The organism is Streptomyces sp. ME02-8801-2C (assembly GCF_033793965.1).
Taxonomy (GTDB): domain Bacteria; phylum Actinomycetota; class Actinomycetes; order Streptomycetales; family Streptomycetaceae; genus Streptomyces.
This window is the reverse complement of the sequence record NZ_JARAXP010000009.1, coordinates 179596-205888: the sequence shown is the minus strand read 5'-3', so window position 1 is coordinate 205888 and position 26293 is coordinate 179596. Positions and strand designations below refer to the sequence as shown.

Sequence of the window (26293 nt, the reverse complement as noted above, 5' to 3'; positions counted from 1 at the left end):
CGGTCCTTGGGGTCGGCGACAGTTTGGGCTGCCCTCCAGGGTATCTGGCCCCGCAAGCAAATCGTCCCCGCCTGCCGACTCTTCCCCGCCTGCTGAATCAGCAGGCGGGGACAGAACCCTGTGGGCGGTCACGCCCGCAGGGTCTCCTCCAGCTTTCGGGCTACCGCGGTCGCCTCGGCCCCCGGCAGGGGCACACCCCCGCCGTTGGTCACATAGAAAGCGTCCACCGCGTTCGACCCCAGCGTGCTGACGTGCATACTCCGCACCCGCACCCCGGCGTCCTCCAGTGCCCGTCCGATCCGGTGCAGCAGGCCCGGTGCGTCCTGGGCCCTTACCTCGATCACCGTCGCGTGCCGGGATGCCGCCGACGCCACCGTGACCCGGGCCGGCGGCGCCACCACGCCCCGGCGCCGGGGGTAGGCCGCGTCGCGCTCCGCGAGGCGGCCCGCGATGTCCAGGGAGCCGTCCAGGGCCCGTACGAGGTCGGCGCGCAGGCGGGCCGCCTGCGGCAGGGAGCCGTATTCGGCGGCGACGCGCCAGTCGAGGAGCAGGACCGCGCCCTCGACGCCGTCGGGGAGGTCCAGTGCGCGCAGTTCCGCCGTGCGGACGGTCAGCCGGTGCATCGCGAGGACGCCGGCCACGGCGGGCAGGACGCCCGGCTGGTCCGGTACGGCGATCAGGAGTTCCACACCGAGGGGTTCGGGTTCGCCCGCGCCCTCCGCCGGGGACTCCCCCTCGGACACCTCGGCCGGGGGCTCCGTCTGGGCGCGCAGCGACAGCACCGGGCCGCCCGTGCGGAACGCCTCGATGGCGAGCCGTTCCTGTTCGGCGGTGGGCGCGCCGGCCTCGGGTTCCTCGGGTGCGTCTCCGGCGAGCACGGCGGCGACCCGTTTCACCAGGTCGGCGACGAGCGAACCGCGCCACGACGACCAGGCGGCCGGGCCGGTCGCCAGGGCGTCGGACTCGGTGAGCGCGTGGAGGAGCTCCAGGGTGCTCTGCGTGCCGACGGCCTCGGCGACCGAGCGGACGGTGGCCGGGTCCTCCAGGTCACGCCGGGTGGCGGTGTCGACGAGCAGGAGGTGATGACGTACGAGGGTGGCCAGGACCGCCACGTCGGCGCGGTCGAAGCCGATGCGGGCGGCCACGTCCTTGGCGATGATCTCGCCGGCGACGGAGTGGTCGCCGGGCCAGCCCTTGCCGATGTCGTGGAGGAGCGCGGAGACGAGGAGGAGGTCGGGGCGGCTGACCCGGCGGGTGAACTCGGAGGCGCGGACGGCCGTTTCGATCAGGTGGCGGTCGACCGTCCAGATGTGGACGGCGTTGCGCTGCGGGCGGCAGCGGACCCGCTCCCAGTCGGGGAGGAGGTGGGTGATCAGGCCCTCGGCCTCCAGCGCTTCCCAGACGTCGATGGTGGGGCGGCCGGAGCCCAGCAGGGTGACCAGTTGTTCGCGTGCCTCGGCCGGCCACGGGGTGGGCAGCGGGCGGGCTGCCGCCGCCATGCGGCGGACGGCGTGCAGGGAGAGCGGGAGGCCGGCCTGGGCGGCCGCGGCGGCGGCGCGCAGGGGCAGTACGGGGTCGCGGTCGGGGCGCGCGGCGCGGGCGAGCACCACTTCGCCGTCCTGTTCGACGACGCCTTCCGCTAGGGGGGAACGTTCCGGCGCGGGTTTGCCGCCGCCCAGCATGGCGCGCAGGCGCGGGCGTACGGCGCGTGATCGCAGTACGCGCCCCACCTCGCGCCAGGTCACGTCGCTGGCGTACGACACGACGCGTGCCGCCTCGTACACCTGGCGCAGGAGGGTGTCGGCGTCGAGGAGGCCGAGTTCGGCGGCGACCTGGTCCTGTTCCTGGAGGGCGAGGCGGTCGGTGGCGCGGCCGGTGGTGAGGTGGAGGGCGTCGCGGACGTCCAGCAGGCGGCGGCGCGCGTCGTCGAGGCCCTCGCGGGGGGCGTCGGCGAGCCAGGAGGCCGCGACGGCGCGCAGGGCGGTGGCGTCGCGGAGGCCGCCGCGGGCCTCCTTGAGGTCGGGTTCGAGGAGGTACTGCAGCTCGCCCTGGCGTTCGGCCCGTTCGGCGCAGAGTTCCTGGAGTTCGGGGAGGCGTTTGGGGGCCTGGTTGCGCCAGTCGGCGAGGACGGCGGTGCGCAGGCCGGCCGTGAGGCCGAGGTCGCCGGCCAGGTGGCGGGCGTCCAGCAGGCCCAGCTGGACCTTGAGGTCCTCGCCGGACACCTTGCGGGCCTCGGACGGGGTGCGGACCGAGTGGTCGAGGGCGAGCCCGAGGTCCCAGACGGGGTACCAGAGGCGATCCGCGAGGGCCGCGACGGCGCCGGAGTCGCTGCCGTCATGCAGGAGGAGCAGGTCCAGGTCGCTGCGTGGGGAGAGTTCCCCTCTGCCGTAGCCGCCGACGGCGACCAGGGAGACGCCGCGCAGACCTTGGAGTCCTTCGGCGGCCGCCGTGAACAGGCCGGTCAGCCATTCGTCCGTCAGTTCGGCCAGGGCCGCACGGCGCGGCGGCCCGGACCGCGCCTCCTCGGTGAGGAGGCGCAGCCGGGCCGCCGCATAGCCGCTGGGTCCCGAGTCCTCTGCATCCTTACGCACGTCCGTACTCGTCACCCAGCGACTCCTGTTCTTTTTTGCTGCCTCAGAGCGCGTCCGGGCCGCGCTCGCCGGTCCGGACCCGGACAGCCGTCTCGACCGGGAGGGACCAGACCTTGCCGTCACCGATCTTGCCGGTCCGGGCCGCCTTGACGATGACGTCGATCAGACCCTCGGCGTCGTCGTCCTCGGCGAGGACCTCGATACGGATCTTGGGAACCAGGTCGACCGTGTACTCGGCGCCCCGGTAGACCTCGGTGTGACCCCGCTGACGACCGTAGCCGCTCGCTTCGGTGACCGTCAGCCCGTGGACCCCGAAGGCCTGGAGGGCTTCCTTGATCTCGTCGAGCCGGTGGGGCTTCACAACGGCGGTGATGAGCTTCATGCGTCCACCTTCTTGCTCGCGCCCCCGACACCGGCCGGGACGGACGTACGGGCCGCGCCGCCGCCGGCGCCGCTGAAGTCGTATGCGGTCTCGGCGTGCTCGGCCTGGTCGATGCCGGCGATCTCGTCGTCCTCGGAGACGCGCATACCGATCGTCTTGTCGAGGATGAAGGCGAGGATCGCGGAGACGATCAGGGAGTAGGCGAGTACGGCGAAGACACCGGCGCACTGCTTCCAGAACTGGGTCAGGCCACCGCCGTAGAAGAGGCCCTCGACCTTCGACTGGCCCTCGCCGCTGGCGAAGAAGCCGATCAGCAGGGAGCCGACGACACCGCCGACCAGGTGGACACCGACGACGTCGAGCGAGTCGTCGTAGCCGAACTTGTACTTGAGGCCGACGGCCATGGCACACAGCAGACCGGCGATGGCGCCGACGGCGATCGCGCCGATCGGGGAGACCGCACCGCCCGAGGGTGTGATGGCGACCAGGCCGGCGACCGCGCCGGAGGCGGCGCCCAGCGTGGTGAACGCGCCGTGGCGGATCTTCTCGTAGATGAGCCAGGCGAGCATGGCGGCGGCCGTGGCGACCTGCGTGTTGACGAACATCAGCGAGCCGACGCCGTCGTCGTTGCCGAGCCACGAGCCGGCGTTGAAGCCGAACCAGCCGAACCACAGGAGGCCGGCGCCGAGCATGACCAGCGGGAGGCTGTGCGGGCGCATCGGGTCCTTCTTGAAGCCGACGCGCTTGCCGATGACCAGGATCACGCCGAGTGCCGCGGCACCCGCGTTGATGTGGACCGCCGTACCACCGGCGAAGTCGATGACGCCGAGCTCGAAGGCCCAGCCGCCGGTGCCCCATACCCAGTGGGCGACGGGGAAGTACACGATCGTGGCCCACAGGGCGACGAACAGGGCCCACGCGGTGAACTTCACGCGGTCCGCGAGGGCGCCGCTGATGAGGGCGGGCGTGATGATCGCGAACATCATCTGGAAGACCATGAAGGCCAGGATCGGGATGGTGTAGCCGTCCCAGAGGTCGGACGTGCCGATGTCACTGAGGCCGACCCAGCCGGAGTTCCAGCCGATGAGACTGCCCTTGTCGGTGCCGAACGCGACGGAGAAGCCGTACAGCACCCACAGGATGGTGACGATGCCGATGCTGATAAAGCTCATCATCAACATGTTCAGGGTGCTCTTGACGCGGACCATGCCTCCGTAGAAGAAGGCAAGCGCGGGGGTCATGAGCAACACCAGGGCCGAACAGATCAGCATGAACCCGGTGTTTGCGGCAGACAGCGTGGGAGCGTCTGCGGCTAGCGTGATGGCGGCTGGTGCCATCGGCGTCTCCTCGTCATTGGTACGGCCCCGTGCGGGCGAAGCCTGAGCGGATTGAGGGGTGGGCCGGTTATGCGCCAGACATTGACGCAGCGCCGTTTCGGTCGAAGCCCCTCGATGTTTCGGCGACGTGACGAAGGCGCCACACGTGTTACGCCTAGATGAACTGCCGGATTTCGGTCACGGCGATCGTTATCGTGACGCAATCTTCAGCGAGAAGAACCGCAACCACCAATTGAGCAACCCCCACGGCGACCAGCCACTTCCGCGAGAGCGGCGCCGGTTCAGGCGCAAAGACGGGTCCGGCCGCGGCGGGCCTTCCGATGACCTGGCGGGGGAGCCGAGTCGGGCTGTCGGGAGGGCCTGCCGCGGCCGGGGCTGCGGGGTTTCAGACCGCTTCGGCGGTCTCGGGCAGATTGATCGCGAGCTGGTCCGTCAGGTCGACGACCTCGGCGAGATCCCCGAAATCGCGTACGGCCGTGTCCACGGTCTTTCGAATACGAGTGTTGACCCGCTCGGAGCGCACCCTCTTGGCGATGACCATGGCCTCGGCGGCCGGCACCGTGGCCTGTTCCGGCTCCCGCTGGAGGAGGTGCACGGTGGCCATGCCGATCAGGTTCAGTGCGTACGACCGCTGGTGGTCGGCGTCCTTCGCGAACAGGTCGACGGCGTTGCGCATCAGGGGCTCGGCCATGGAGGCGTAGGTGGGGCTGCGGCCCGCGACATAGGCCAGGTCACGGAACGAGTGGGAGTTCTCGCCGTACAGCTCGGCCCGGGAGAAGAAGCGGATCCAGTCGGGATCGGGCTCGTCCCAATCGTGTACATCCGCGAACGTGTCCTCGGCCATCCGCACGGCCCGTTTGCACTTCCCGGGTTGCCCCATATTGGCGTATGCGCGCGCCTCCATCGCATACAGCATGGCCTGGGTGCGGGGGCTCGCGCAGTCCCGGCTGCCGTACTGCGCGAGATGGATCAGTTCGAGAGCGTCGTCGGGCCGGCCGAGGTGGATCATCTGGCGGCTCATGGACGACAGGATGTACGAGCCCAGCGGCTTGTCGCCGGCCTCCTTGGCCGCGTGCAGGGCCAGGACGAAGCACTTCTGGGCGGTCGGCTGGAGCCCCACGTCGTACGACATCCAGCCGGCGAGTTCGGCCAGTTCGGCGGCGACCTTGAACAGCTTGCGGGTGGTGGCCTCGGGCTGGGGCTCCTGGAGGAGGTCCGTCACCTCGTGCAGCTGTCCGACGACCGCCTTGCGACGCAGACCGCCGCCGCACTGCGCGTCCCACTGCCGGAACATCGCTGTGGTGGACTCCAGCAGCTCCAGCTCGGGCTTGGAGAGACGCCCGGCCCGACGCGCTGCGGACGGGTGCTCGGGCTCCTCGGGCGGGGCGGGGGGCACCGGGACGAGCCAGCGCTGCAAGGGCTCGATCAGGGTGGGGCCGGCGGAGAGGGACAGGGCGGTCCCGAGGAAGCCGCGGCGCGCCAGCATCAGGTCGCTGCGGGAGAACTCGCTGAGCAGGGCGACGGTCTGGGGGGCCGTCCAGGGCAGGTCGACGCCGGAGGCGGACGGGGACTGGCGGGCGGTGCGCAGTCCGAGGTCCTCGACGGAGACGACGCAGCCGAACCGCTCGGAGAACAGCTCGGACAGGATGCGCGGGATCGGTTCGCGCGGGTTCTCACCGTCGAGCCAGCGCCGGACCCGGGAGGTGTCCGTCGAGATGTGGTTGGCACCCAACTGGCGTGCCCGCCGGTTCACTTGGCGTGCCAGCTCGCCCTTGGACCAGCCGCTGCGCACGAACCACGAGCCGAGCAGCTCGTTCGGGCGCTTGTCGGTGCTGGCCGCGGTCGTCGCGCTTCCGCCGTTGCCGGTCACTTGAACGCCCCCATCCCTGAGACCTCTTGCCGCCGAGTGCGCCAAGCCCTATCAGAATGCCGGTAAATAGGCCTCGCGTCCGCCAGTTCTCACCCTTCGAACGGGAAGCCGACTTGCCTCCGGCATACCCACAAGCGCATGTGCCCCAAGACCTCGCACACTCAAAGTAATCCTACGATCACGGCTCCGGCCATGGCGATCCAGGAAACGCCACCATTCGCCACCCCTTCGAATGAACTCACGGTCGCCTGCACAGGATTCACTTGACAGTGGACGGTCGGGAGTGGGCGGAACGATGCACGCGAGGGCGCGCACGGCCGAGCGCACCACCCGGGGCACATCTGGGCGCCGACTGGAACGGGCGGCGGCGGGCAGGGGTGTCGATCAGTCGGAGACACAGGGTTACGTTCTGATCGCAGCTCGTAACCACCGATGCGTCGGACCCGTTGGAGGGGGCATGGGCTTCACGATCGGCAGCAGCCGGGGTATCCGCGAGATCCGTCCCGGTACGCGCCGCCGCGGCCGATCCTCCGAGTGCACCGCCGTGGCCGAGTACACCGGTCTGTGGGGCTGGGACGTGATCGCGGGGGCCCGCGCGGCCGGCGGCGCCTGTTCCTGCGGCCTGACCGACTGCCCCGAGCCAGGCGCCCATCCGCTGAGCTTCGCCCCTCGCGTCGCGGCCGGCGCCACCCTCGACGAAGTCACCGACAGCTGGGGCCAGTTCCCCGGCGCCGCCGTCATGCTCCCCGTGGGCCGCGCCTTCGACGTGATCGAGGTCGCCGAACCGGCCGGCCGCCACGCCCTGGTCCGCCTGGAGCGCATGGGCCTGCCCCTCGGCCCCGTCACGGCCACCCCGCAGGGCCGCGCCCAGTTCTTCGTCGCCCCCGGCGCCGCCGCCGAACTCCCCGCGCTCCTCTACCGCATGGGCTGGGACGACGCGACGCTCGACCTGCACGGCCTGGGCGCCGGTACGTATCTCACGGCGCCCCCCTCCGACCGGGGCGGCCTCGGCCCGGTCACCTGGCTGCGCCCGCCCGCGCTGGACACGGCGACGCGGCCTCCGGCGGCCAGGCTGCTGCTGGGGACGCTGGCCTATGTCGCGCACCGGTCACGGGCGTAACGCGGGGCCGTACGGCAAGGCGCCCGTCCCCCACTGCACCTGGGGGCGGGCGCCTCTTCGTGCACCTACGGATTTCCGGAGGTGGTGATCAGAGCGGTGATCAGTCGGGAGATCGGTGTGGTGATCACTCTCCGACAAGAGCGTCAACGAAGGCCTCCGGCTCGAACGGAGCCAGGTCGTCGGCCCCCTCTCCGAGCCCGATCAGCTTCACCGGCACGCCCAGCTCGCGCTGTACGGCGATGACGATGCCGCCCTTGGCGGTGCCGTCGAGCTTGGTGAGCACGATGCCGGTGATGTCGACGACCTCGGCGAAGACCCGGGCCTGGACGAGCCCGTTCTGCCCGGTCGTGGCGTCCAGGACGAGCAACACCTCGTCCAGTGGGGCGTGCTTCTCGACGACGCGCTTGACCTTGCCGAGCTCGTCCATGAGCCCGGTCTTGGTGTGCAGCCGTCCGGCGGTGTCGATCAGTACGACGTCGGCACCGGCCGCGATGCCCTCCTTGACGGCGTCGAAGGCGATCGAGGCGGGGTCACCGCCCTCGGGGCCGCGCACGGTCCGGGCGCCGACTCGGTCGCCCCAGGTCTGGAGCTGATCGGCGGCGGCGGCCCGGAAGGTGTCGGCGGCACCGAGAACGACGCTCCTGCCATCGGCGACGAGTACCCGCGCGAGCTTGCCGGTGGTGGTGGTCTTGCCGGTGCCGTTGACGCCGACGACCATCACGATGCCCGGGGTGTCGAGGTTGGAGTCGGTCTTCACCGCCCGGTCGAACCCGGGTTCGAGGATCTTGAGCAGTTCCTCGCGCAGCAGCCCGCGCAGCTCGGCGGGCGTGCGGGTGCCGAGCACCTTCACGCGTTCGCGCAGCCGCTCGACGAGCTCCTGGGTGGGCTGGACGCCGACGTCGGCGGTGAGGAGGGTGTCCTCGACCTCCTCCCAGGTGTCGTCGTCGAGGTGCTCGCGCGCGAGGAGCGTGAGCAGCCCCTTGCCGAGCGCGTTCTGCGACCGGGAGAGCCGGGCGCGCAGCCGGACCAGCCGGCCGGCGGTGGGCTCCGGCACCTCGACGGCGGGTACGGGAGGTTCCTCGACGGCGACGGACGAGCCGTCCGCGCCCCCCGGTAGATCCACCTCCTCTATCGTGCGGCGCGGTTCGTCGCGCGGCGTCTCGGCCTCGTCGCCGACGTGCGGCTCGGCCGGAGGGGCGGTGAGGTCGGGTGTCGTGGGGGGCGCCGGGGGCAGCGGCTTCTTCCTGCGGCTGCCGACGACGAGCCCACCGAGCACACCGAGCACGACCACGGCGATGACTACAGCAAGGATGACGGTTTCCATAACTGGACCAGTATGCGCGACCACCCTCCGGCTCGTCCGGTCCCGGTAGGCCGCCCGGCCCCCTCTCCGCCCCCCTGGTGATCTGACACATCGTCAGCTAATCTCCCCCGGCACACCCGCCGGAAGGGACCCCCATGCCCGTCACCGTCGTACGTTTCAACCTGGTCGCCCCCGATGCCACCCCCGCCGAGCTGCGCGCCCGCTACCAGGCCGCGCTCGAGATGGCCGCGTACGCCGACGCCCAGGGCATCACCACCGTCCAGACCGAGGAGCACCACGGCGTCGCCAACAACTGGCTGCCGTCGCCGTTCGTCTTCGCGGCGGCGGTGTTCGGGGCGACGCGGCGGATCGCGGTGACGGTGTCCGCGGTGATCGGCCCGCTGCACGACCCCCTGCGGCTCGCCGAGGACATCGCCGTACTGGATCTGCTGAGCGGCGGGCGGCTGGTCACGGTCGCCGGGATCGGATACCGGCCCGAGGAGTACGCCCACTTCGGCGCCGACTGGAAACGGCGCGGCAAGCTCCAGGACGAGCTGCTGGAGACCCTGCTGAAGGCGTGGACCGGGGAGGAGTTCACCTACCGGGGCCGTACGGTACGGGTGACTCCGCGTCCGTGCACCGAGCCGCATCCGCTTCTCCTGGTGGGCGGCTCGTCGAGGGCGGCGGCCAGGCGGGCGGCCCGCCTCGGGCTTCCCCTGTTTCCGAGCGCGCACCTGCCCGAGCTGGAGGCCTACTACAAGGAGCGGCTCGTCGAGTACGGCACGGAGGGCTGGACGATGATGCCGGCCGCCGAGACCCCGCTGCTGCACATCACCGAGGATCCGGACCGGGCGTGGGCCGAGCACGGCCGTCACTTCCTGCACGAGGCCCGGACGTACGCCTCCTGGCAGTCCGGCGACATCCGGTCCGCCGTGAAGTCGGCGGCCACGACGGTCGAGGAGCTGCGGGCGGAGGGCGTGTACCGGATCCTGACGCCCGAGGAGTGCGTGGCGCAGGGGCTGGACAACTACGTGCTGCATCCGCTGTCGGGCGGGATGCCGGTGGAGGAGGGGTGGCGGAGCCTGCGGCTGTTCGGCGAGCGGGTGGTGCCGGCCCTGGCGGCGGGCTGACCATTCCGGTAGACCGTCGTCCCGGCTCGGGCAGTGGCCGAGCCGGGACGACGGCGGGTACGGGGAGCAGGCCGGCGGGGACTTGACCCTCTCCCCGGGTCATGGGGAGGTCCGGGACTAGCCCATCTCCTCCAGCGTCTTGCCCTTCGTCTCCTTGACGAACCTGAGGACGAACGGGATCGAGAGCGCGGCGAAGACCGTGTAGATCACGTAGGTGGCGGAGAGGTTCCAGTCGGCCAGGGACGGGAAACTCGCGGTGATGGCCCAGTTGGCGATCCACTGTGCGGCGGCGGCCACGCCCAGGGCGGCGGCGCGGATCCTGTTCGGGAACATCTCGCCGAGGAAGACCCAGACGACGACACCCCAGGAGAGGGCGAAGAACAGCACGAAGACATGGGCGGCGACCAGCGCGACCCAGCCCTGGGTGGCGGGCAGCTTGCCGTCGACGAGGTCGAAGGAGAAGGCCCAGGCCTCCAGGGCGAGCCCGGCGACCATGCCGACGGAACCGATGAGCGCGAGGGGGCGGCGGCCGATCCGGTCGACGAAGATCATGGCGATCACAGTGCCGACGATGTTGATGATCGACGTGGTGAAGGAGTAGAAGAACGAGTCCGTGGGGTCGACGCCGACCGACTGCCAGAGCGTGGAGGAGTAGTAGAACGCCACGTTGATGCCGACGAACTGCTGGAAGACCGAGAGCCCGATACCGATCCAGACGATCGGCTTGAAGAAGAAGGAACCGCCGAGCAGGTCCCGGAAGCTCGACTTGTGCTCCCTCTTCATGGCCTGCTCGATCTCGGCGACCCGGGCATCCAGGTCCGCGCGGTCGCCCTCGACCTCGCGCAGCACCTCACGGGCGCGATCGTCCCGGCCGACGGAGATCAGGAAGCGGGGCGACTCGGGGATGGCGAAGGACAGCAGCCCGTACAGCACCGCCGGTACGACCATCACACCGAGCATGACCTGCCAGGCCTCCACTCCCAGCAGCTCACCGCGCTGGTCACCGCCCGCCGCGTTGAGGATGCCCCAGTTGACCAGCTGCGAGATGGCGATGCCGACGACGATCGCGGCCTGCTGGAAGGACCCGAGCCGTCCCCGGTACGCGGCCGGGGCGACCTCGGCGATGTAGGCGGGGCCGATGACGGAGGCCATGCCGATGGCGAAGCCGCCGACGATCCGCCAGAAGGCGAGGTCGTACAGCGCGAAGGGCAGCGCGGAGCCGACGGCGCTGATCGTGAAGAGCACGGCGGAGATCTGCATGCAGCGGATACGGCCGATGCGGTCGGCCATGCGCCCGGCGGTGGCCGCCCCGATGGCACAGCCGATCAGCGCGATGGCGATGACCTGTGCCAGTGCGGCCGAGCCGACGTCGTAGCGGCTGCGGATGGCCTCGACGGCGCCGTTGATCACGGCACTGTCGTAGCCGAACAGGAATCCGCCCATCGCGGCCGCCGCCGCGATGAAGATGACGTGCCCGAGATGCTCGGGGTGAGCCGTCACGGCTCCTGACGTGTGTGTCTGCTCAGCGCTGGTCACTACGACTCCTCTCAGATACGTGGTATCTGAAGGTAAAAATGACATTGCCGAGACTATGTCTTCAAGTTTCGAAGTCAAAAACACGAACTGTGTGAGAAGAAAGCCATCGGCGACCGACTTGCCTTCAAGTGTCGAAGAAGGAAAGGCGGGTAGACGAACCGGCTAGCGGAGCCGCTGCGAGATCACCTTCGACACGCCGTCGCCCTGCATCGAGACGCCGTACAGCGCGTCGGCGACCTCCATCGTCCGCTTCTGGTGCGTGATCACGATGAGCTGGGAGGCTTCCTGGAGCTCCTGCATGATGCGGATCAGCCGCTGGAGGTTGGTGTCGTCGAGGGCCGCCTCGACCTCGTCCATCACATAGAACGGGCTCGGCCTGGCCTTGAAGATCGACACCAGCAACGCCACGGCGGTGAGGGAACGCTCGCCTCCGGAGAGCAGCGACAGCCGCTTGACCTTCTTGCCCGGCGGCCGGGCCTCCACATCCACGCCGGTGGTGAGCATGTTGTCGGGGTCGGTCAGGATCAACCGCCCCTCGCCGCCGGGGAACAGCCGGCTGAAGACACCCTCGAACTGCACCGCCGTGTCCCGGTACGCCTCGGTGAAGACCTGCTCGACCCGCTCGTCGACCTCCTTCACCACCTGAAGCAGATCCAGGCGGGTCTTCTTCAGGTCCTCGAGCTGCTCGCTGAGGAACTTGTGGCGTTCCTCCAGTGCCGCGAACTCCTCCAGGGCCAGCGGATTGACCTTGCCGAGCTGCTGGTAGGCCCGCTCGGTCGCCTTGAGCCGCTTCTCCTGTTCGGCGCGGTGGAACTGCTTCGGCTGGTTGCGCGGGTGCTCCGGGTCCTCGGGCAGCTCCTCGCCCTCGGCGGGGGGCGAGGGCGGCACCAGCTGGTGCGGACCGTACTCGGCCACCAACCCCTCCGGTTCCACACCGAGTTCCTCCAGCGCCTTGGTCTCCAGCTGCTCGATCCGCAGCCGCTTCTCGGCGCCGAGTACCTCGCCCCGGTGCATCGAATCCGTCAACTTGTCGAGTTCGGCCTTGAGATCACGGCCGGCGACGCGGGCGGCGGTCAGCTCCTGCTCCCGCCGGGCCTTGGCGGCGTCGGCAGCGATGCGTTCCTCGTCGGCGCGGGAGAGGGAGACCTCGACGTGCGCGAGCAGTTGCCGCGCCCCGGAGGCGACGGCTTCGGCGACGGACGCCTCGTGTCTGAGCCGGGCCCGCCGCTGCTCGGCACGCGCGCGTGCCTCCCGTTCGGCACGCGCGGCCCGGTCGAGCGAGTCGGCCCTGCCGGCCAGCCCCTTGACCCGCTCCTCGTGGGTACGGACCTGGAGCCGAGCCTCCATCTCGGTCTGCCGCGCGTTGGCACCGTCGGCGGCGATCCGGTCCCGCACTCCCGTGTCGGGCTCCTCCTCGACGGGCATCTCCTCGGCCACGGCCAGCCGCTCCGCGAGCTCCTCGGCGTCCTGTACGGCACGGTCGAGCGCCTCCTGCGCCCGCGTCGCGGCGGCGGTTGACCTCTCGGCCTCTCCTGCCGCGCCCCTTGCCTGCCCGGCGAGCCGCCCGAGCTGCTGGGCGACGGCCGACTTCTCCCGGTCGGCGGCCCGCCGCCGCTCCCCCAACTCCTCGACGAACCGGGCGCACTCCTTGCGCCGCTCCCCGGCGAGCCGCTGTTGCTCTGCCAACTCCTCGCACCGCACGGCCAGTTCGTCGAGCTCGGCGGCGGCCTCGTCGACGGAGGCCTGCACTTCCAGCAGGCTCGGTGCCCCGGCGGAACCGCCGTGCGCGAAGTGGGCGCCCAGCAGATCGCCTTCGGCGGTCACGGCGGTCAACTCGGGCCGCGCGTAGACCAGTTCCTCGGCGTCCTCAAGAGTCCCGACCACCACGATCCCGCGCAGCAACCGGCGTACGGCGGGCATGAGTTCGGCGGGACCACGCACGAGGTCGGCGGCAAGGGTCGCACCGCCGGTCCCCCGCCCCGGGGCGACCGCACGATCACCGGGCGCGAAGCCATGACCGTCGACGACGCCGACATCACACGCATCACCGGCACCACTGGAAGAACGAACCCCGGCCGGACCCCAGCCCCCACCCGGGACGACCGCACGATCCCCGGCCGCGGAGCCATGACCGTCGACGGCGCCGGCATCGCCGGCCTCACTCGCATCGGCGGCATCACTGGAAGAACGAACCCCGGCCGGACCCCAGCCCCCACCCGGGACGACCGCACGATCACCGGGCGCGAAGCCATGACCGTCGACAACGCCGACATCACACGCATCACCGGCACCACTGGAAGAACGAACCCCGGCCGGACCCCAGCCCCCACCCGAGGCGACCGCACGATCCCCGGCCGCGGAGCCATGACCGTCAACGGCGCCGGCATCGCCGGCCTCACTCGCATCGGCGGCATCACTGGAGGAACGAACCCCGGTCGGCCCGGAGCCCTCGCCCGGGGCGACTTCCCCGCCCGGACCACCGGGGCCTGGAACCGGCTCCCCGAGGGCACCGGCGCCCCGCCTGTCCACGGCACCGGGCCCTCCTGACGTGGGCGCCGACGCCCCTTGCCCCGTACCGGGACGGTGCAAGTGACCGTCGCCCGCCGAACCGCCTCGCTCCCCCGGCCCCCGCAGGCCGCCCCCCGACTCTCGGGGGGCCGTAGCTTCCTCCGGAGCCCCCGCCAGCAGCAGCGAGGCTCGCCCGCCGTCCTGCTTGCGCAGGAGGCGGATCGCGGATGCCGCCGAGGCCGGGGTGGTCACCGCGATCGCGTCCGCCGCCGCACCGAAGGCGGCGGCCACGGCGACCTCGTGGCCCGGGGTGACCGTCAGCAGTTCCGCCGCTGGGCCGAGCAGGCCGCTGAGGCTCTCCCGCGCGGCCAGCAGCACGCCCGTGCCGTCCTTGCGGCGCAGGCCGAGGGCCAGGGCCTCGTGGCGGGCCTGGGTGGCCGCACGTCGGCGTTCCGCCGCCGTGGCCGCCTCACGGGCCGCGGTGAGTGCCGCTTCCGCGTCGGTCAGGGCGGCCTTCGCCGTGTCGTGCCGCTCCGCGAGGTCCGCGTCGCCCGCGTCGAGGCCGTCGACCTCCGCCTGCAGGGCCTCGTACTCCTCCTGGGCGGTGACCGCCCGTTCCTGGGCCTCGTCTCGGGCGGCGGCGAGCCGGTCGATCTCGGCCTGGGCGCTGGCCGCGCGTGAGCGGGCGGCGTTGACCTGGCCGTTCAGCCGGGCCAGGCCCTCGCGGCGGTCGGCGATGGCGCGGGCCACGTCCTTCAGACGCCGTTCCTCGACCACGAGTTCACGCTCGAGATCGGCCCGGTGGGCGACCGTGTCCTCCAGCGCGTGCTCGGCCGCCTCCAGGGCCGCTTCCAGTTCGGCCTCCTGCTCGCGGATGCGCGCGGCCTCGCGCTCCATGTCCTCGGGCTCGCGCCCGCGCCGCTCCTCGGCGGGCGCGGAGGTGGCACTCTTCACGCGCGCGTCGGCCAGCGAGACGGTGCCGCGCACCCGTTCGGCGAGCTGGGACAGCTCGTACCAGGTCTGCTGCGCGCGCTGGAGGCGCGGGGTGAGCTGCCGCACCTCGTCCTCGAGGAGCGCCTCGCGCTGGAGGGCCTTCTTCAGCTCGGCCTCCGTCGTCTCCTTGCGTTCCTTGAGCGCGGCTTCGTCCGCGACCTCCGTCTGGAGCGCTCCCCGCAGCCGTACGAGATCGTCGGCGAGGAGTCGGAGCCGGGCGTCGCGCAGGTCCGCCTGGATGACCGCGGCCCGACGCGCTACGGCCGCCTGCCGACCCAGCGGCTTCAGCTGGCGGCGCAGCTCGTCGGTGAGGTCCTGGACGCGGGCGAGGTTCGCCTGCATCGCGTCCAGCTTGCGCAGCGCCTTCTCCTTGCGCTTGCGGTGCTTGAGGACCCCTGCCGCCTCCTCGATGAAGGCGCGGCGGCCCATGGGGTCCGCGTGCAGTACGGAGTCCAGCTGGCCCTGGCCGACGATCACGTGCATCTCGCGGCCGATGCCGGAGTCGGACAGCAGTTCCTGGATGTCGAGGAGGCGGCAGGTGTCACCGTTGATCTGGTACTCGCTGCCGCCGTTGCGGAACATGATCCGCGTGATGGTGACCTCGGCGTACTCGATGGGCAGTGCGCCGTCGGAGTTGTCGATGGTCAGGGACACCTCGGCGCGGCCGAGCGGCGGGCGCCCGGTGGTGCCGGCGAAGATGACGTCCTCCATCTTGCCGCCGCGCAGCGACTTGGCGCCCTGCTCTCCCATGACCCAGCTGAGCGCGTCGACGACGTTCGACTTGCCCGAGCCGTTCGGCCCCACGACGCACGTGATGCCCGGCTCGAACCGGAGCGTGGTCGCCGAGGCGAACGACTTGAACCCGCGGAGGGTCAGGGCCTTGAGGTGCACGCCGCTGGACTCTACCTTCCGCCGGTATGTCACACGATGAACCCCTGGATACCCCCCGGCGGTTTCACCGATGAACGTGCAGGGCACATCAGACGTTAAGAAGAGTGGAGAACTTGGGGAGGCCCACTCGACAAATAAAGAAGGGACGCCGAGGCGTCCCTTGCAATACTCTGGCCAAACTCTGACACGCAGCGGTTGACACGGGCAGCTCAACCACTGTGGGTCATGTGCGATGCGCAGTGCTGATGCAGTGCGTTACCGATGCAGGGATCAGGTGAGCGCGGGCTCCGCCTGGCGTGCGTCGATGCTCTCGAGAAGCGAGTCGTGAGAAGCGGCAGCCGTCAGTGCGTCGTTCTCCGCCTGGATACGTCCGAGCTCGGATTCCAGGTCCTGGACGCGCTGCTGGAGCCGTCGCATCTCGGCGAGGAGTCGCGGGTCGGAGCCGCCGACGTAACCGAGAAGCGCCTTTGCCATGATGGATGGTCCTCCACACTGAGTGACCGACCGAAGCGGTGTGGGTCGTGAGGGAATCGCACCCGCGATGCTTGGCACTATGGAGTTCTTGGTGGCGTTCGTGCTGCCGTTCTTACATGCCAAACAGCTAAGGTGCGCGGGGCTTTCAGCGTCTCACCAAAAAGTTTGACGGTCAACACGATCACGCCCCGTATTGGCGGGCGGCCCGGGGGCGCGCGGCCCCTGGCGGGCGGCGCTGCGGCTCCTGCGGGTCCCGAGGACGTGGCGACAAGCGGTTTCTGCGGAGCCTGCCACGACCTGCGCTTCTTGGCAACCACCTGCCCGTTTCTGCTGCGGACAGGTGCGCCTGGCATGTCCGGGGGCCGCTGCCTGGGCCGCTTTACAGAACCGGCTCAGCGGATGGCGAAGCCGTCGTAGATCCGCCGAGGTGTGTCCCAGATCTCGGTGACACCGTCCACGCGGCCGGGCGTGTCGTCACCGCGCAGCCAGTCGAGGAGTCCCTCGCAGCCCTCCCGTGTGCCCTCCGCGACCACTTGCACACGTCCGTCGTCCAAATTGAGAGCAAAACCACTCAGGCCCCCGATCTCCAGGGCCCGCGCCCGCGTGAACCAGCGGAAACCCACGCCCTGGACGCGTCCACGCACCCAGACGACCAGTCGTACATCCTCGTTCATGGATGCACGCTAACGGGCCAATGTCTCTCTGAGCACTTCCTCCTCTTGCGCCATGGGGTACCGTCCCCACCCAACGAATCTCATATGAAACTCACCCGTTCGAGTGAGTAACCCTGACCGCACGGACGAGGAAGGCCACAACATGGGACGCCACCGACGCTCCGCCGCCGGAAGCGCCGCCAAGGGTCGCGCCACGGGGGTCACGGAACCATACGATTCGGACACGGGAAGTCACGGATCCGGCCACGGGCCGTACGACTCCCCGGTCCCGCACACGCCTCACACCGCCTACAGCACGTTGTGGGAGGACGCGCCCACCACGGTGGGCATCGCCCCGTATCTGCACCCCGAGGCCGAGACCGACGCCTACGCGAGGAGTGACGCCTACCTCTTCGCCCCGGACGGCTCCGGCACCCACTCGGCGTTCGACAGTGACGGCCCTCTCGACGGGCGGGCCGCCGGCGGCAGCCGTCGGCGTCGCAAGAAGCGCTCGTCCATGCCGGTCCGCACAGGCCTGCTCGGCGTCTCGGCCGCGGTCGCCCTGGGTACCGTCGCGGTCGCCACGGGTGTGCTGCCCGGCGGCGACAAGTACGCGATCGGCGGTGGCGGCAGCGGCGACAAGGTGCAGGCCGCGGACAGCCCGACGAACGACGAGATACAGCAGGGCGGTACGTCCGGGAACGCCGACGACAACCGCGAGAGCGGCACGTCGACGAGCCGCGACGCGAATCGCGACACCTCGGCCCCGTCCTCGTCGTCCTCCTCCTCGCCGTCCCCTTCCTCGCCGTCCGCGTCCCCCTCACAGTCCACCGCGTCGGCGACCCCGGCGACCAAGGCTCCGCCGAAGAAGTCGGCGGTCACGCCCCCCGAAGCTCCGAAGGCCACGCCCACCCCGACACCGACGCCCACACCGACGAAGTCGAAGGCGAGGCAGCAGTCCTCGGCACCGATCACGGTGTCCGCGCAGGCCGCCGCCGAGGCGGAGGTGCTCAAGCTCGTCAACGAGGAGCGGGCGAAGGTGGGCTGCAGCGCGGTGTCCGCGAACAGCGCGCTGCAGGATCTGGCGGAGGCGTTCAGCGCGGACATGGCCGCCCGGGACTTCTTCGACCACACCGACCCCGACGGCCGCTCCCCCTGGGACCGGGCGGACAAGGCCGGCATCACCGACCTCGGCGGCGAGAACATCGCCCGGGGCCAGGCGGACGCGGCTGCGGTGATGGAGGCCTGGATGAACAGCCCCGGCCACAAGGCGAACATCCTGAACTGCGATTTCAAGACGCTGGGGGTGGGTGTCCACTTCGGCTCGGGCGGCCCCTGGTGGACCCAGGACTTCGGCTACTGACCCGGTAACCGGGGCCCGACCCCAGGCGCGAACTGTAGATTGCACTAACTATCGGTTAGCGCAATCTTCAAGTCAGCGCTGCACTGGCGTACCCTGGGGTCATGATGAACACCATGGAGGAGCAGCACCTCCCCTACGACGTGTTCGCCAAGGCCTGCCCCTCACGCGGCACGCTGGAGCACGTCACCGGCCGCTGGGGAGCGCTCACACTCGGCGCCCTGCAGGAAGGCTCGCTCCGCTTCAACGAGCTGCGCCGTCGCGTCGACGGTGTGAGCGAGAAGATGCTCTCCCAGACCCTCCAGGCTCTCGAGCGCGACGGCCTGGTCCACCGCGAGGCCCAGCCGACGAACCCGCCCCGCGTGGACTACGAGCTGACCCCGCTGGGCCATGAGATCGCCGAACGCCTCCTGGCGCTCATCCACTTCGTGGAGGGCCGCATGGACTCCGTACTGGAAGCACGCATGAGGTACGACGAGACGCGTACCGCCCGCCGGTAGGAACCGCCCGTCGCCTAGGGCGAAGGACGCGGCGCCCGCTGGCACTTCGGGCAGAAGTAACTGGACCTGTTCATCCAGGGGCGGCGGAACATCGGCGTCCCACAGCGTTTGCAGGGCAGCCCCTCACGCCCATAGGCGTCGAGGGAGCGGTCGAAGTACCCCGATTCGCCGTTGACGTTGACATACAGACTGTCGAAGCTGGTCCCGCCCACTGCCAGCGCCGAGTTCATCACATCCCGTACGTGGCCGAGGAGTTCGGCCGTGCGGGGACGGGTGAAGCCCGCGGTCGGACGTTCGTAGTGGACGCGGGAACGCCAAAGGGCCTCGTCCGCGTAGATGTTGCCGACGCCGCTGATCAACGACTGGTCGAGCAGGGCCCGTTTGATGGTTGTGCGCTTCCGGCGCAGCGCCTGGTGGAAGGCCTCGTCGTCGAACAGCGGGTCGAGGGGGTCGCGCGCGATGTGGGCGATGACGTCGGGCAGTCCGTCGGGGGTGTTGTCGTGCAACGACAGTCCGCCGAAGGTGCGTTGGTCGACGAAGCGCAGCTCGGTGGAGAGGTCGTCGGCGAACCGTACGCGAATCCGCAGATGCTTCTCGTCGACGGCTTCGTGCGGCTGCACCAGCAGCTGCCCACTCATCCCGAGATGCGCGAGCACCGACTGCCCCGTGTCTTCCAACGGCAGCCACAGATACTTCCCACGCCGACTGGGCGTACCGATGCGATGCCCCTTGAGCCGATGCGCGAAGTCATCCGGCCCGGCGACATGCCGCCGCACGGCCCGAGGATGCAACACCTCGGCGTCGGCCACGGTGCGCTGAGCAACCCACCGAGCCAGCCCCCGCCGTACGACCTCGACTTCAGGCAACTCCGGCATGGAAACCCCCTGCTTTTAGCTTTGAGGGGCGCGGGGAACCGCGCGACAAGCTACAACGGACCCGCGGCCAAAGAACAACCGAAAACACCAGTGCCCGTCCCGCCAGGGACAAGCACTGGTGCACGCAACCTCAGGCAGACGTGGAGGAAGACGCCTCGGCGTCCTCCTCGACAGGCACCGCGGCCTCGGCCGCGAGCTCAGCCACAGCCTCCGCGGCAGCGGCCTTCGCACGCTCATCCGCATCCGCACGGATGGAACGCCAGGCCGATTCCGCGGCCTGCTGCTCCGCCTCCTTCTTGCTGCGGCCGGTGCCGGTGCCGTACGAGACGCCTCCGACGCGGGCGGCAGCTGTGAAGGTCTTCTCGTGGTCCGGTCCCGTCTCCGTGACCAGGTACTCGGGGACACCGAGTCCCTCGGTCGCGGTGAGCTCCTGGAGACTGGTCTTCCAGTCCAGGCCGGCACCGAGGTTCGAGGACTTCTCGATCAGCGGGTCGAAGAGACGGTGGACGAGTTCGCCCGCCGCGTCGAGACCCTGGTCGAGATAGACAGCGCCGATCACCGCTTCGAGGGTGTCGGCGAGGATGGACGCCTTGTCCCGCCCGCCCGTGCCCTCTTCGCCCCGGCCGAGCCGGATGAAGGAGCCGAGTTCGAGCCCGCGGCCCACCTCCGCGAGCGCACGAGAGTTGACCACCGCGGCCCGCAGCTTGGCCAACTGGCCTTCTGGGAGGTCGGGGTGGGTGCGGTACAGCGTGTCCGTGACCACCAGGCCGAGCACGGAGTCCCCGAGGAACTCCAGCCGTTCGTTGGTGGGCAGACCGCCGTTCTCGTACGCGTACGAACGGTGGGTCAGTGCACGCACCAGAAGGGCGGACTCGAGCTGGTAGCCGAGCCGCCCTTCCAGAAGCGTGTGGGACGAGGCCGTGTCCGCCTTTTTCTTGGCGGTCGAGTCCGCCTGGGCGTCAGACATGGAGCCTCTCACCGGCCGCTCAGACCTCGAGGACCTGGCGCTTGTTGTAAGTGCCGCAAGACGGGCACGCGATGTGCTGCAGCTTGGGCTCGTGGCAGCGCTCGCACGCAACCAGGGTGGGGACCGCAGCCTTCCACTGCGACCGGCGGTGGCGCGTGTTGCTGCGCGACATCTTCCGCTTCGGAACAGCCACGGCTACTTCTCCTGCTTCTCGTCGACGCCCGCTTCCGCTTCGGCGCCGCTGATCTCGTCCTTCTCGCCGGGTTCGAGTGAACCTGCGAGTCCCTGCAGTGCCGCCCAACGGATGTCGACGGCGTCATGGTGGTGGCCCGGTTCGTCCGCCAGCCGGGCCCCGCACTCGGAGCACAGACCGGGACAGTCGTCCTGGCACACCGGCTGCATCGGTAGTGCGAGCACCACCGCATCACGCAGCACGGGTTCGAGGTCGAACAAGCCGTCCTCGATGAAGAGCATGTCCTCGTCTTCCTCGGCGTCGTCGGCCGGCTCCGCTGTCACACGGCCCCGGTCGTCGGCGTCAGGGTACGAGAACATCTCCTGGAATTCCGCTTCGAGCTCCTGCTCGAGCGGCTCCAGACACCTTACGCACTCCCCCTTGGCCCGTGCACGGGCGGTGCCTGTGACAAGCACACCTTCCATGACCGACTCCAGACGGAGTTCGAGCTCCACCGGCGCGCCTTCCGGCACTCCGATGACTCCCTGGATCCCGAAATCCTTGGGAGCGTCGATCTCACGGGTCAGGCGCTGCAGCGCGCCAGGACGCCGCCCCAGCTCGTGTGTGTCGAACACAAGAGGGTTGCGGTGGTCGAGGCGGGCGTTCAGAGCCATTCCTGCTTTCGATCTTCGATGCTCAGCTGCTCGTCTTCCGGGCAGCGTTGATCGCGGAGGTACATGCGACCGAAGAGCCAGGATACTGGACCTTCCGCCCACGGCCCAATCCGGCCCCGGTGCGGGCGTTACTGCCCGCCGCGCCCCTGCTCGTAGGCGCGCAGCTGCTCGGCGCTGATCATGCTGGTGTCGAAGAGACTGGTCTCGTCGAGGGCCTGCGGCTGCGGCTGCTCGGGCTGGGCGTACTCCTGCTGACCCTGGGCGGGGTCGTAGGCGGCCTGTGAGCCGTCGTAGCCCTGGTAGGCGTAGGGATCGGCCGACTGGTAGCCGTACGGGTCCTGCTGCTGGGCGTACGCCTGCTGGTAGCCGCCGTAGGGGTCGGCGGGCTGTTGGTAGCCGTACTGGTCCTGCCGGCCGTACTGCTGCTGGGCCGGGATCTCCGCCGCGCGGGGCTGCTGCGCGGGGGTGTCCGAGACGGCGGCGAGGTCGGCCAGGTAGTCGGCGTCGCTGGTGTGCTGCCTGGGGTTGCCGTCGTCGTCCTGGCCGAGGGCGCCGAGGTCGTCTGTGGCGATACGGCCGTGCAGGGTCTGCCGGCCGCGGCCGACCGCCTCCAGGGTCTTGGCGAGGACCGCCTCGAAGGCGCCGAGCTTCACGTCGACGTATTTGTCGGCGTTGAGGCGCAGGGTCTCGGGGTCGAGGCTGCGCTCGGGGGCGTCCTCGTCCTCGTATCCCTGGTCGTCGAGGCCGGGACCGGTGCCGAGCAGCTTCTCGCGGCCCCGGCCGACCGAGCCGAGGGTCTTGGTGAGGACGACCTCGAAGTTGGCGAGCTTGGAGTCGACGTAGTCGTCGGCCTCGGCGCGGACGTCCTCGGCCTCCTTGCGGGCCTCGGCGAGGATGCGGTCGGCCTCGTTCTGGGAGCGGCGGGCGACCTCCGTGTCGGAGATCAGGGAGCCGCGCTCGTCGTGCGCGGTCCGGATGATGCGGTCGGCCTCCTGGCGGGCCTGCTCGACCAGCTGTTCCCGGTCGCCGATCAGCTCCTGCGCCTGTGCGAGGGAGCCGGGCAGTGCCGCGCGCACCTCCTCCAGCATCGCGAGCAGTTCGGCGCGGTTGACCACGCACGAGGCCGACATGGGCATCGACCGGGCACTGGAGACCGAGGAGACGATCTCGTCGAGCTTCTTCTGCACGTCCACCGTGTGCTCGCCACTCTCTACAGCTGTGATGAAGACGGACGGGTCGACTGTACGACTCCTGCCGACCCGCCCGACACCGAGTGACGGTTTGTCAGTCCTTCTTGAGGCGTTCGTCGAGGGCTTCCAGGACGAGTGGCGGCACGAGGTGGGAGACGTCCCCGCCCCAGGCGGCGACCTCCTTGACGAGAGAGGAGGAGAGGAAGCTGTAGGTGGGGTTGGTCGGCACGAAGAGCGTCTCGACGCCGGACAGCCCGTTGTTCATCTGGGCCATCTGGAGTTCGTAGTCGAAGTCGCTGACAGCGCGCAGGCCCTTGACGATGGCCGGGATCTCGCGCTGCTTGCAGAAGTCGACGAGGAGGCCGTGGAAGGACTCCACCCGTACATTCCCGAACTCGGCGGTGACCTGGCGGATCAGGTCGATCCGTTCGTCGACCTCGAAGAGGCCCTTCTTGGATTTGTTGATCATGACCGCGACATAGACCTCGTCGTACAGACGGGAGGCGCGGGAAATGATGTCGAGGTGTCCGTTGGTGATCGGGTCGAACGACCCGGGACAGACGGCGCGGCGCACTAGTGATCCCTCGCTCTCCGGTCCGGTCATCGTGCGTCTTCGCACGTTGAGGCGGCGCGACCGTACCAAAACGTTCCCTCGCCGTAGCGACGGGACCGGAGCGCTTCGAAGCCGTCCGGCCACCGGAATTCACCGCCTCTGGTGCTGCGCTCCACGGTGACGAGGGCTTCGGCCGCGAGCCAGCCCCCGGCCCGGAGTGTGAGCAGGATCTCCCGAAGATCGTCGTCCAGGACGGCGTACGGCGGGTCGAGAAAGACGATGTCGTACGGCTGGGTGGACGCCGTCTGAACGACCTGCTCCGCCTTGCCGGCCCTGACCTCGGCTCCGGGCAGCCCCAGCGCCTTCACGTTCTCGCGGACGACGCGGGCGGCACGGGCGTCGGCCTCCACGAGCAGGGTGTGGCCGGCGCCGCGGCTGAGCGCCTCCAGGCCGACGGCGCCGGAGCCGGCGTAGAGGTCGAGGACGCGTTCGCCGTCCAGGGGGCCGCCGAGGAGGGACTGCCAGGTGGAGAAGAGGGCCTCTCGGGCGCGGTCGGAGGTGGGGCGTGTGCCGGTGCCCGGCGGGACGGCTAGGCGTCGTCCGCCGGCTGTGCCGGCGATCACGCGGGTCATCTGGGGGTCCTTGTCCGTGGCCGTGGGGTGGTTGCGGGTCCAGTTTCGCAGGAGGGGGTGGGGGTGTGGTGTGGTGTTGGCGACTGCGGGCCGGTGGGGGCTGGTCGCGCAGTTCCCCGCGCCCCTGAGGGGTGCCCCTGCGGGGCAGCCCCTCAGGCCGGGGACAGGCCGAGGTCAGGACGGGGGCAAGGTGGGGACGACGTGCGTCAGCCCTTGTCCAAATACTGTTCCCTCTCCTCGTCCAGCAAGGCGTCAAGCGCCGTGCGCAGGCCCGGGAGGTTCTCCAGTTCGGGATCAGCCGCTACGACGGCTGCCGCCTCTTCCCTTGCCTCCGCGATGATCTCCTCGTCGTCGATGACGGTGAGCATTCGCAGGGAGGTGCGGGCGCCGGACTGGGCCTGGCCCAGGACGTCGCCCTCGCGGCGTTGTTCGAGGTCGATGCGGGACAGTTCGAAGCCGTCGAGGGTGGCGGCCACGGAGTTGAGGCGCTGGCGGGCCGCGCTCGCCTCGGGCATCTCGCTGACCAGGAGGCAGAGGCCGGCGGCCGAGCCACGGCCGACGCGTCCCCGGAGCTGGTGGAGCTGGGAGACGCCGAAACGGTCGGCGTCCATGATCACCATGACGGTGGCATTGGGCACGTTGACGCCGACCTCGATGACCGTGGTCGCCACCAGGACGTCCGTCTCGCCGACGGCGAAGCGGCGCATCACGGCGTCCTTGTCGTCGGGGTGCATACGGCCGTGCAGGATCTCGACCCTGAGCCCCTGGAGTGGCCCCCGGGTGAGTTGCTCGGCCACCTCCACGACGGCGAGCGGCGGGCGCTTCTCGGCCTCGTCCTCGGGGGACTTCTTCTTCCCGGCCTTCTTCGGGTCGTCCTCCTCGTCACCGATCCGTGGGCAGACCACGTACGCCTGATGGCCGTTGCCGACCTCCTCGCGTACGCGTTCCCACGCGCGTGCCAGGAAGTGCGGCTTGTCGGCGGCCGGGACGACATGGCTGGCGATCGGCGAGCGGCCCGCCGGGAGCTGGTCCAGGACGGATGTCTCCAGGTCGCCGAAGACCGTCATGGCGACCGTGCGCGGAATGGGTGTGGCCGTCATGACGAGGAGGTGCGGGGGCTGTTTGCCCTTGCCGCGCAGGGCGTCGCGCTGTTCGACGCCGAAGCGGTGCTGTTCGTCGACGACGACCAGCCCGAGGTCGTGGAACTGGACCTTGTCCTCGATCAGCGCGTGCGTGCCGATCACCAGGCCCGCCTCACCGGTGACGAGGTCGAGCAGGGCCTGTCGGCGGGCGGCGGTGCCCATGGAGCCGGTCAGGAGGACCACCTTGGTGGCCTTGTCGGCGCCGCCGAGCATCCCGCCCTCCGCCAACTCCCCCATCATCTCGGTGATCGACCGGTGGTGCTGCTGGGCGAGCACCTCGGTGGGCGCGAGCATCGCGGCCTGCCCGCCCGCGTCGACGACGGCGAGCATGGCGCGCAGGGCCACCATCGTCTTCCCCGACCCCACCTCGCCCTGCAGCAGCCGGTGCATCGGGTGTTCGGCCGCGAGGTCGTCGAAGATCTCCTTGGAGACCTTCTGCTGGCCCTGGGTGAGGGTGAAGGGCAGTTTCGCGTCGAAGGCGGTGAGCAGGCCGTCCGGGCTCGGTCTGCGCGGGATCGCCGGGAGTTGGGCGTCGGCGTGGCGGCGGCGGGCCAGGGCGACCTGGAGGACGAACGCCTCGTCCCACTTGAGGCGGGTGCGCGCGTCCTCGATGTCCGCCTTGGTGTGCGGGCGGTGGATCTTCAGCAGGGCCTCGGGGAGGGTGGCCAGGCCCCTGCCCTCACGGAGCGAGGGGGGCAGGGGGTCGACGGCCTCCTGGGCGCTGGGCAGGACCGTCTGCACCGACTTGGCGATCTTCCAGGACTCCAGCTTCGCCGTGGCCGGGTACATCGGAATCAGGGCGCCCGCCCAGGAATCGACCGTCTCCGCCGCCTCGTCGGTGTCGCCGCGCAGCAACTCGTACGCCGGATGGGCCAGTTGCAGGCGACGGTTGAAGACCGAGACCTTTCCGGCGAACAGGGCGCGGGTGCCGGGGAGGAGTTCCTTGTGGGGTTTGTGGACTCCGTGGCCGAAGAAGACCAGTTGGAGCCGGCCGCTGCCGTCCGTGATGGTCACTTCGAGGCGCTGGCCCTTGCCCCGGGGGGCTTTCGAGGACGCGAAGGTGTGCAGGCGGGCGTCGGCCACCTGGGCGACCACCGTCACGTGCTCGTCCATGGGGAGTTCGGCCAGCTGGGTGAGCTGGCCCCGCTCCTCGTATCTGCGCGGATAGTGGTGCAGGAGGTCGCCGACGGTGTGCAGGCCGAGATGCTCGGCCATCACCTTCGCGGTGGCGGGGCCGAGCACTGACTTCAGCGGTTGTTTCAGTGGTTCTTCCAGTGCGGGCACGAGATCCATTGCACACCACGCCACTGACATTGCCGTATATGTACTGGGAATCCGCTGGTCAGACGGCTCGTTCCGGGCCTAGGATGGCGCGCCCGGCCATCCCCCGCGGTCACCGCCTCACCGGGACCGCCCGACCCCGCGCCGACGCCAGAACCT

General features: G+C 70.2%; 21 protein-coding genes. 4 read left to right on the top strand and 17 right to left on the bottom strand.

The genetic code is table 11. The features are described 5' to 3' along the window. Positions 1 to 128 precede the first annotated feature (128 nt). From PV396_RS29420 to PV396_RS29405, 4 genes are all read right to left on the bottom strand, one after another. On the bottom strand, positions 129 to 2606 hold the full coding sequence (locus PV396_RS29420) for a [protein-PII] uridylyltransferase (protein WP_319209772.1): 2478 nt from the start codon (positions 2604 to 2606) through the stop codon (positions 129 to 131). A gap of 28 nt (positions 2607 to 2634) precedes the next feature. After that, positions 2635 to 2973 (bottom strand): P-II family nitrogen regulator, encoded by a 339-nt coding sequence (locus PV396_RS29415; protein WP_006379495.1) that lies wholly within the window; start codon positions 2971 to 2973, stop codon positions 2635 to 2637. Then, the gene (locus PV396_RS29410) at positions 2970 to 4310 is read right to left on the bottom strand and encodes an ammonium transporter (RefSeq protein ID WP_319209769.1); all 1341 of its coding nucleotides are present in this window, start codon (positions 4308 to 4310) and stop codon (positions 2970 to 2972) included. Before PV396_RS29410 ends, PV396_RS29415 begins: the two co-directional genes overlap by 4 nt. Before the next feature lie 385 nt (positions 4311 to 4695). Continuing rightward, complete coding sequence (locus PV396_RS29405; protein ID WP_319209766.1) at positions 4696 to 6180, bottom strand: hypothetical protein; 1485 nt, start codon at positions 6178 to 6180, stop codon at positions 4696 to 4698. Between the two features lie 457 nt (positions 6181 to 6637). Between PV396_RS29405 and PV396_RS29400 the strand changes: the two genes are divergently transcribed. Next, positions 6638 to 7300 (top strand): bifunctional DNA primase/polymerase, encoded by a 663-nt coding sequence (locus tag PV396_RS29400; RefSeq protein ID WP_319209763.1) that lies wholly within the window; start codon positions 6638 to 6640, stop codon positions 7298 to 7300. 124 nt (positions 7301 to 7424) lie between these two features. Here PV396_RS29400 and ftsY read toward each other — a convergent pair whose 3' ends face one another. Further along, positions 7425 to 8624 (bottom strand): signal recognition particle-docking protein FtsY, encoded by a 1200-nt coding sequence (gene ftsY, locus PV396_RS29395; protein WP_319209760.1) that lies wholly within the window; start codon positions 8622 to 8624, stop codon positions 7425 to 7427. 134 nt (positions 8625 to 8758) lie between these two features. On the opposite strand from ftsY, the gene PV396_RS29390 reads away from it, so the two are divergent. Continuing rightward, positions 8759 to 9733, top strand: a complete 975-nt coding sequence (locus PV396_RS29390) for an LLM class flavin-dependent oxidoreductase (RefSeq protein ID WP_319209757.1) — start codon at positions 8759 to 8761, stop codon at positions 9731 to 9733. A gap of 117 nt (positions 9734 to 9850) precedes the next feature. Here PV396_RS29390 and PV396_RS29385 read toward each other — a convergent pair whose 3' ends face one another. The 4 genes from PV396_RS29385 to PV396_RS29370 all read right to left on the bottom strand — a co-directional run bounded on the left by PV396_RS29385 (position 9851) and on the right by PV396_RS29370 (position 16809). Next, positions 9851 to 11269: a sugar porter family MFS transporter gene (locus PV396_RS29385; protein ID WP_319209754.1), complete on the bottom strand. Its 1419-nt coding sequence runs from the start codon at positions 11267 to 11269 to the stop codon at positions 9851 to 9853. A 162-nt stretch (positions 11270 to 11431) separates the two neighbouring features. Continuing rightward, entirely contained in the window at positions 11432 to 15661 is a 4230-nt protein-coding gene (locus PV396_RS29380; protein ID WP_319209751.1) for an AAA family ATPase, read from the bottom strand. A gap of 270 nt (positions 15662 to 15931) precedes the next feature. Continuing rightward, positions 15932 to 16135 (bottom strand): hypothetical protein, encoded by a 204-nt coding sequence (locus tag PV396_RS29375; protein WP_079659246.1) that lies wholly within the window; start codon positions 16133 to 16135, stop codon positions 15932 to 15934. A gap of 392 nt (positions 16136 to 16527) precedes the next feature. After that, complete coding sequence (locus PV396_RS29370) at positions 16528 to 16809, bottom strand: acylphosphatase (RefSeq protein ID WP_319209746.1); 282 nt, start codon at positions 16807 to 16809, stop codon at positions 16528 to 16530. Between the two features lie 142 nt (positions 16810 to 16951). Between PV396_RS29370 and PV396_RS29365 the strand changes: the two genes are divergently transcribed. Further along, positions 16952 to 18151, top strand: coding sequence for a CAP domain-containing protein (locus PV396_RS29365; RefSeq protein ID WP_319209744.1), 1200 nt, complete (start codon positions 16952 to 16954; stop codon positions 18149 to 18151). Positions 18152 to 18252: 101 nt separating this feature from the next. After that, positions 18253 to 18648, top strand: coding sequence for a winged helix-turn-helix transcriptional regulator (locus PV396_RS29360; RefSeq protein ID WP_416071500.1), 396 nt, complete (start codon positions 18253 to 18255; stop codon positions 18646 to 18648). Between the two features lie 14 nt (positions 18649 to 18662). Here the strand turns inward: PV396_RS29360 and mutM are convergent, their stop codons facing one another. From mutM to recG, 8 genes are all read right to left on the bottom strand, one after another. Next, entirely contained in the window at positions 18663 to 19523 is an 861-nt protein-coding gene (mutM, locus tag PV396_RS29355) for a bifunctional DNA-formamidopyrimidine glycosylase/DNA-(apurinic or apyrimidinic site) lyase (protein ID WP_319209741.1), read from the bottom strand. A 130-nt stretch (positions 19524 to 19653) separates the two neighbouring features. Then, the gene (gene rnc / locus PV396_RS29350) at positions 19654 to 20490 is read right to left on the bottom strand and encodes a ribonuclease III (protein ID WP_416071499.1); all 837 of its coding nucleotides are present in this window, start codon (positions 20488 to 20490) and stop codon (positions 19654 to 19656) included. Between the two features lie 19 nt (positions 20491 to 20509). Beyond that, positions 20510 to 20683, bottom strand: coding sequence for a 50S ribosomal protein L32 (gene rpmF, locus PV396_RS29345; RefSeq protein WP_007493396.1), 174 nt, complete (start codon positions 20681 to 20683; stop codon positions 20510 to 20512). Between the two features lie 2 nt (positions 20684 to 20685). Then, on the bottom strand, positions 20686 to 21336 hold the full coding sequence (locus tag PV396_RS29340; protein WP_319209735.1) for a YceD family protein: 651 nt from the start codon (positions 21334 to 21336) through the stop codon (positions 20686 to 20688). Between the two features lie 128 nt (positions 21337 to 21464). Next, positions 21465 to 22529 (bottom strand): cell division initiation protein, encoded by a 1065-nt coding sequence (locus PV396_RS29335; RefSeq protein ID WP_319209732.1) that lies wholly within the window; start codon positions 22527 to 22529, stop codon positions 21465 to 21467. A gap of 91 nt (positions 22530 to 22620) precedes the next feature. Beyond that, complete coding sequence (gene coaD, locus PV396_RS29330) at positions 22621 to 23100, bottom strand: pantetheine-phosphate adenylyltransferase (protein ID WP_319209938.1); 480 nt, start codon at positions 23098 to 23100, stop codon at positions 22621 to 22623. A gap of 26 nt (positions 23101 to 23126) precedes the next feature. Next, on the bottom strand, positions 23127 to 23711 hold the full coding sequence (rsmD, locus tag PV396_RS29325) for a 16S rRNA (guanine(966)-N(2))-methyltransferase RsmD (protein WP_319209729.1): 585 nt from the start codon (positions 23709 to 23711) through the stop codon (positions 23127 to 23129). 206 nt (positions 23712 to 23917) lie between these two features. Then, positions 23918 to 26146, bottom strand: a complete 2229-nt coding sequence (gene recG / locus PV396_RS29320; RefSeq protein ID WP_319209727.1) for an ATP-dependent DNA helicase RecG — start codon at positions 26144 to 26146, stop codon at positions 23918 to 23920. Positions 26147 to 26293 lie beyond the last annotated feature (147 nt).

Excerpts from the sequence above, each read along its gene's own strand:
- PV396_RS29415 (WP_006379495.1), bottom strand. The coding sequence starts at position 2,973 with ATGAAGCTCATCACCGCCGTTGTGAAGCCCCACCGGCTCGACGAGATC.
- PV396_RS29410 (WP_319209769.1), bottom strand. The coding sequence starts at position 4,310 with ATGGCACCAGCCGCCATCACGCTAGCCGCAGACGCTCCCACGCTGTCT.
- PV396_RS29400 (WP_319209763.1), top strand. The coding sequence starts at position 6,638 with ATGGGCTTCACGATCGGCAGCAGCCGGGGTATCCGCGAGATCCGTCCC.
- ftsY (WP_319209760.1), bottom strand. The coding sequence starts at position 8,624 with ATGGAAACCGTCATCCTTGCTGTAGTCATCGCCGTGGTCGTGCTCGGT.
- PV396_RS29390 (WP_319209757.1), top strand. The coding sequence starts at position 8,759 with ATGCCCGTCACCGTCGTACGTTTCAACCTGGTCGCCCCCGATGCCACC.
- PV396_RS29375 (WP_079659246.1), bottom strand. The coding sequence starts at position 16,135 with ATGGCAAAGGCGCTTCTCGGTTACGTCGGCGGCTCCGACCCGCGACTC.
- PV396_RS29370 (WP_319209746.1), bottom strand. The coding sequence starts at position 16,809 with ATGAACGAGGATGTACGACTGGTCGTCTGGGTGCGTGGACGCGTCCAG.
- PV396_RS29365 (WP_319209744.1), top strand. The coding sequence starts at position 16,952 with ATGGGACGCCACCGACGCTCCGCCGCCGGAAGCGCCGCCAAGGGTCGC.
- PV396_RS29360 (WP_416071500.1), top strand. The coding sequence starts at position 18,253 with ATGATGAACACCATGGAGGAGCAGCACCTCCCCTACGACGTGTTCGCC.
- mutM (WP_319209741.1), bottom strand. The coding sequence starts at position 19,523 with ATGCCGGAGTTGCCTGAAGTCGAGGTCGTACGGCGGGGGCTGGCTCGG.
- rnc (WP_416071499.1), bottom strand. The coding sequence starts at position 20,490 with ATGTCTGACGCCCAGGCGGACTCGACCGCCAAGAAAAAGGCGGACACG.
- PV396_RS29340 (WP_319209735.1), bottom strand. The coding sequence starts at position 21,336 with ATGGCTCTGAACGCCCGCCTCGACCACCGCAACCCTCTTGTGTTCGAC.
- rsmD (WP_319209729.1), bottom strand. The coding sequence starts at position 23,711 with ATGACCCGCGTGATCGCCGGCACAGCCGGCGGACGACGCCTAGCCGTC.
- recG (WP_319209727.1), bottom strand. The coding sequence starts at position 26,146 with ATGGATCTCGTGCCCGCACTGGAAGAACCACTGAAACAACCGCTGAAG.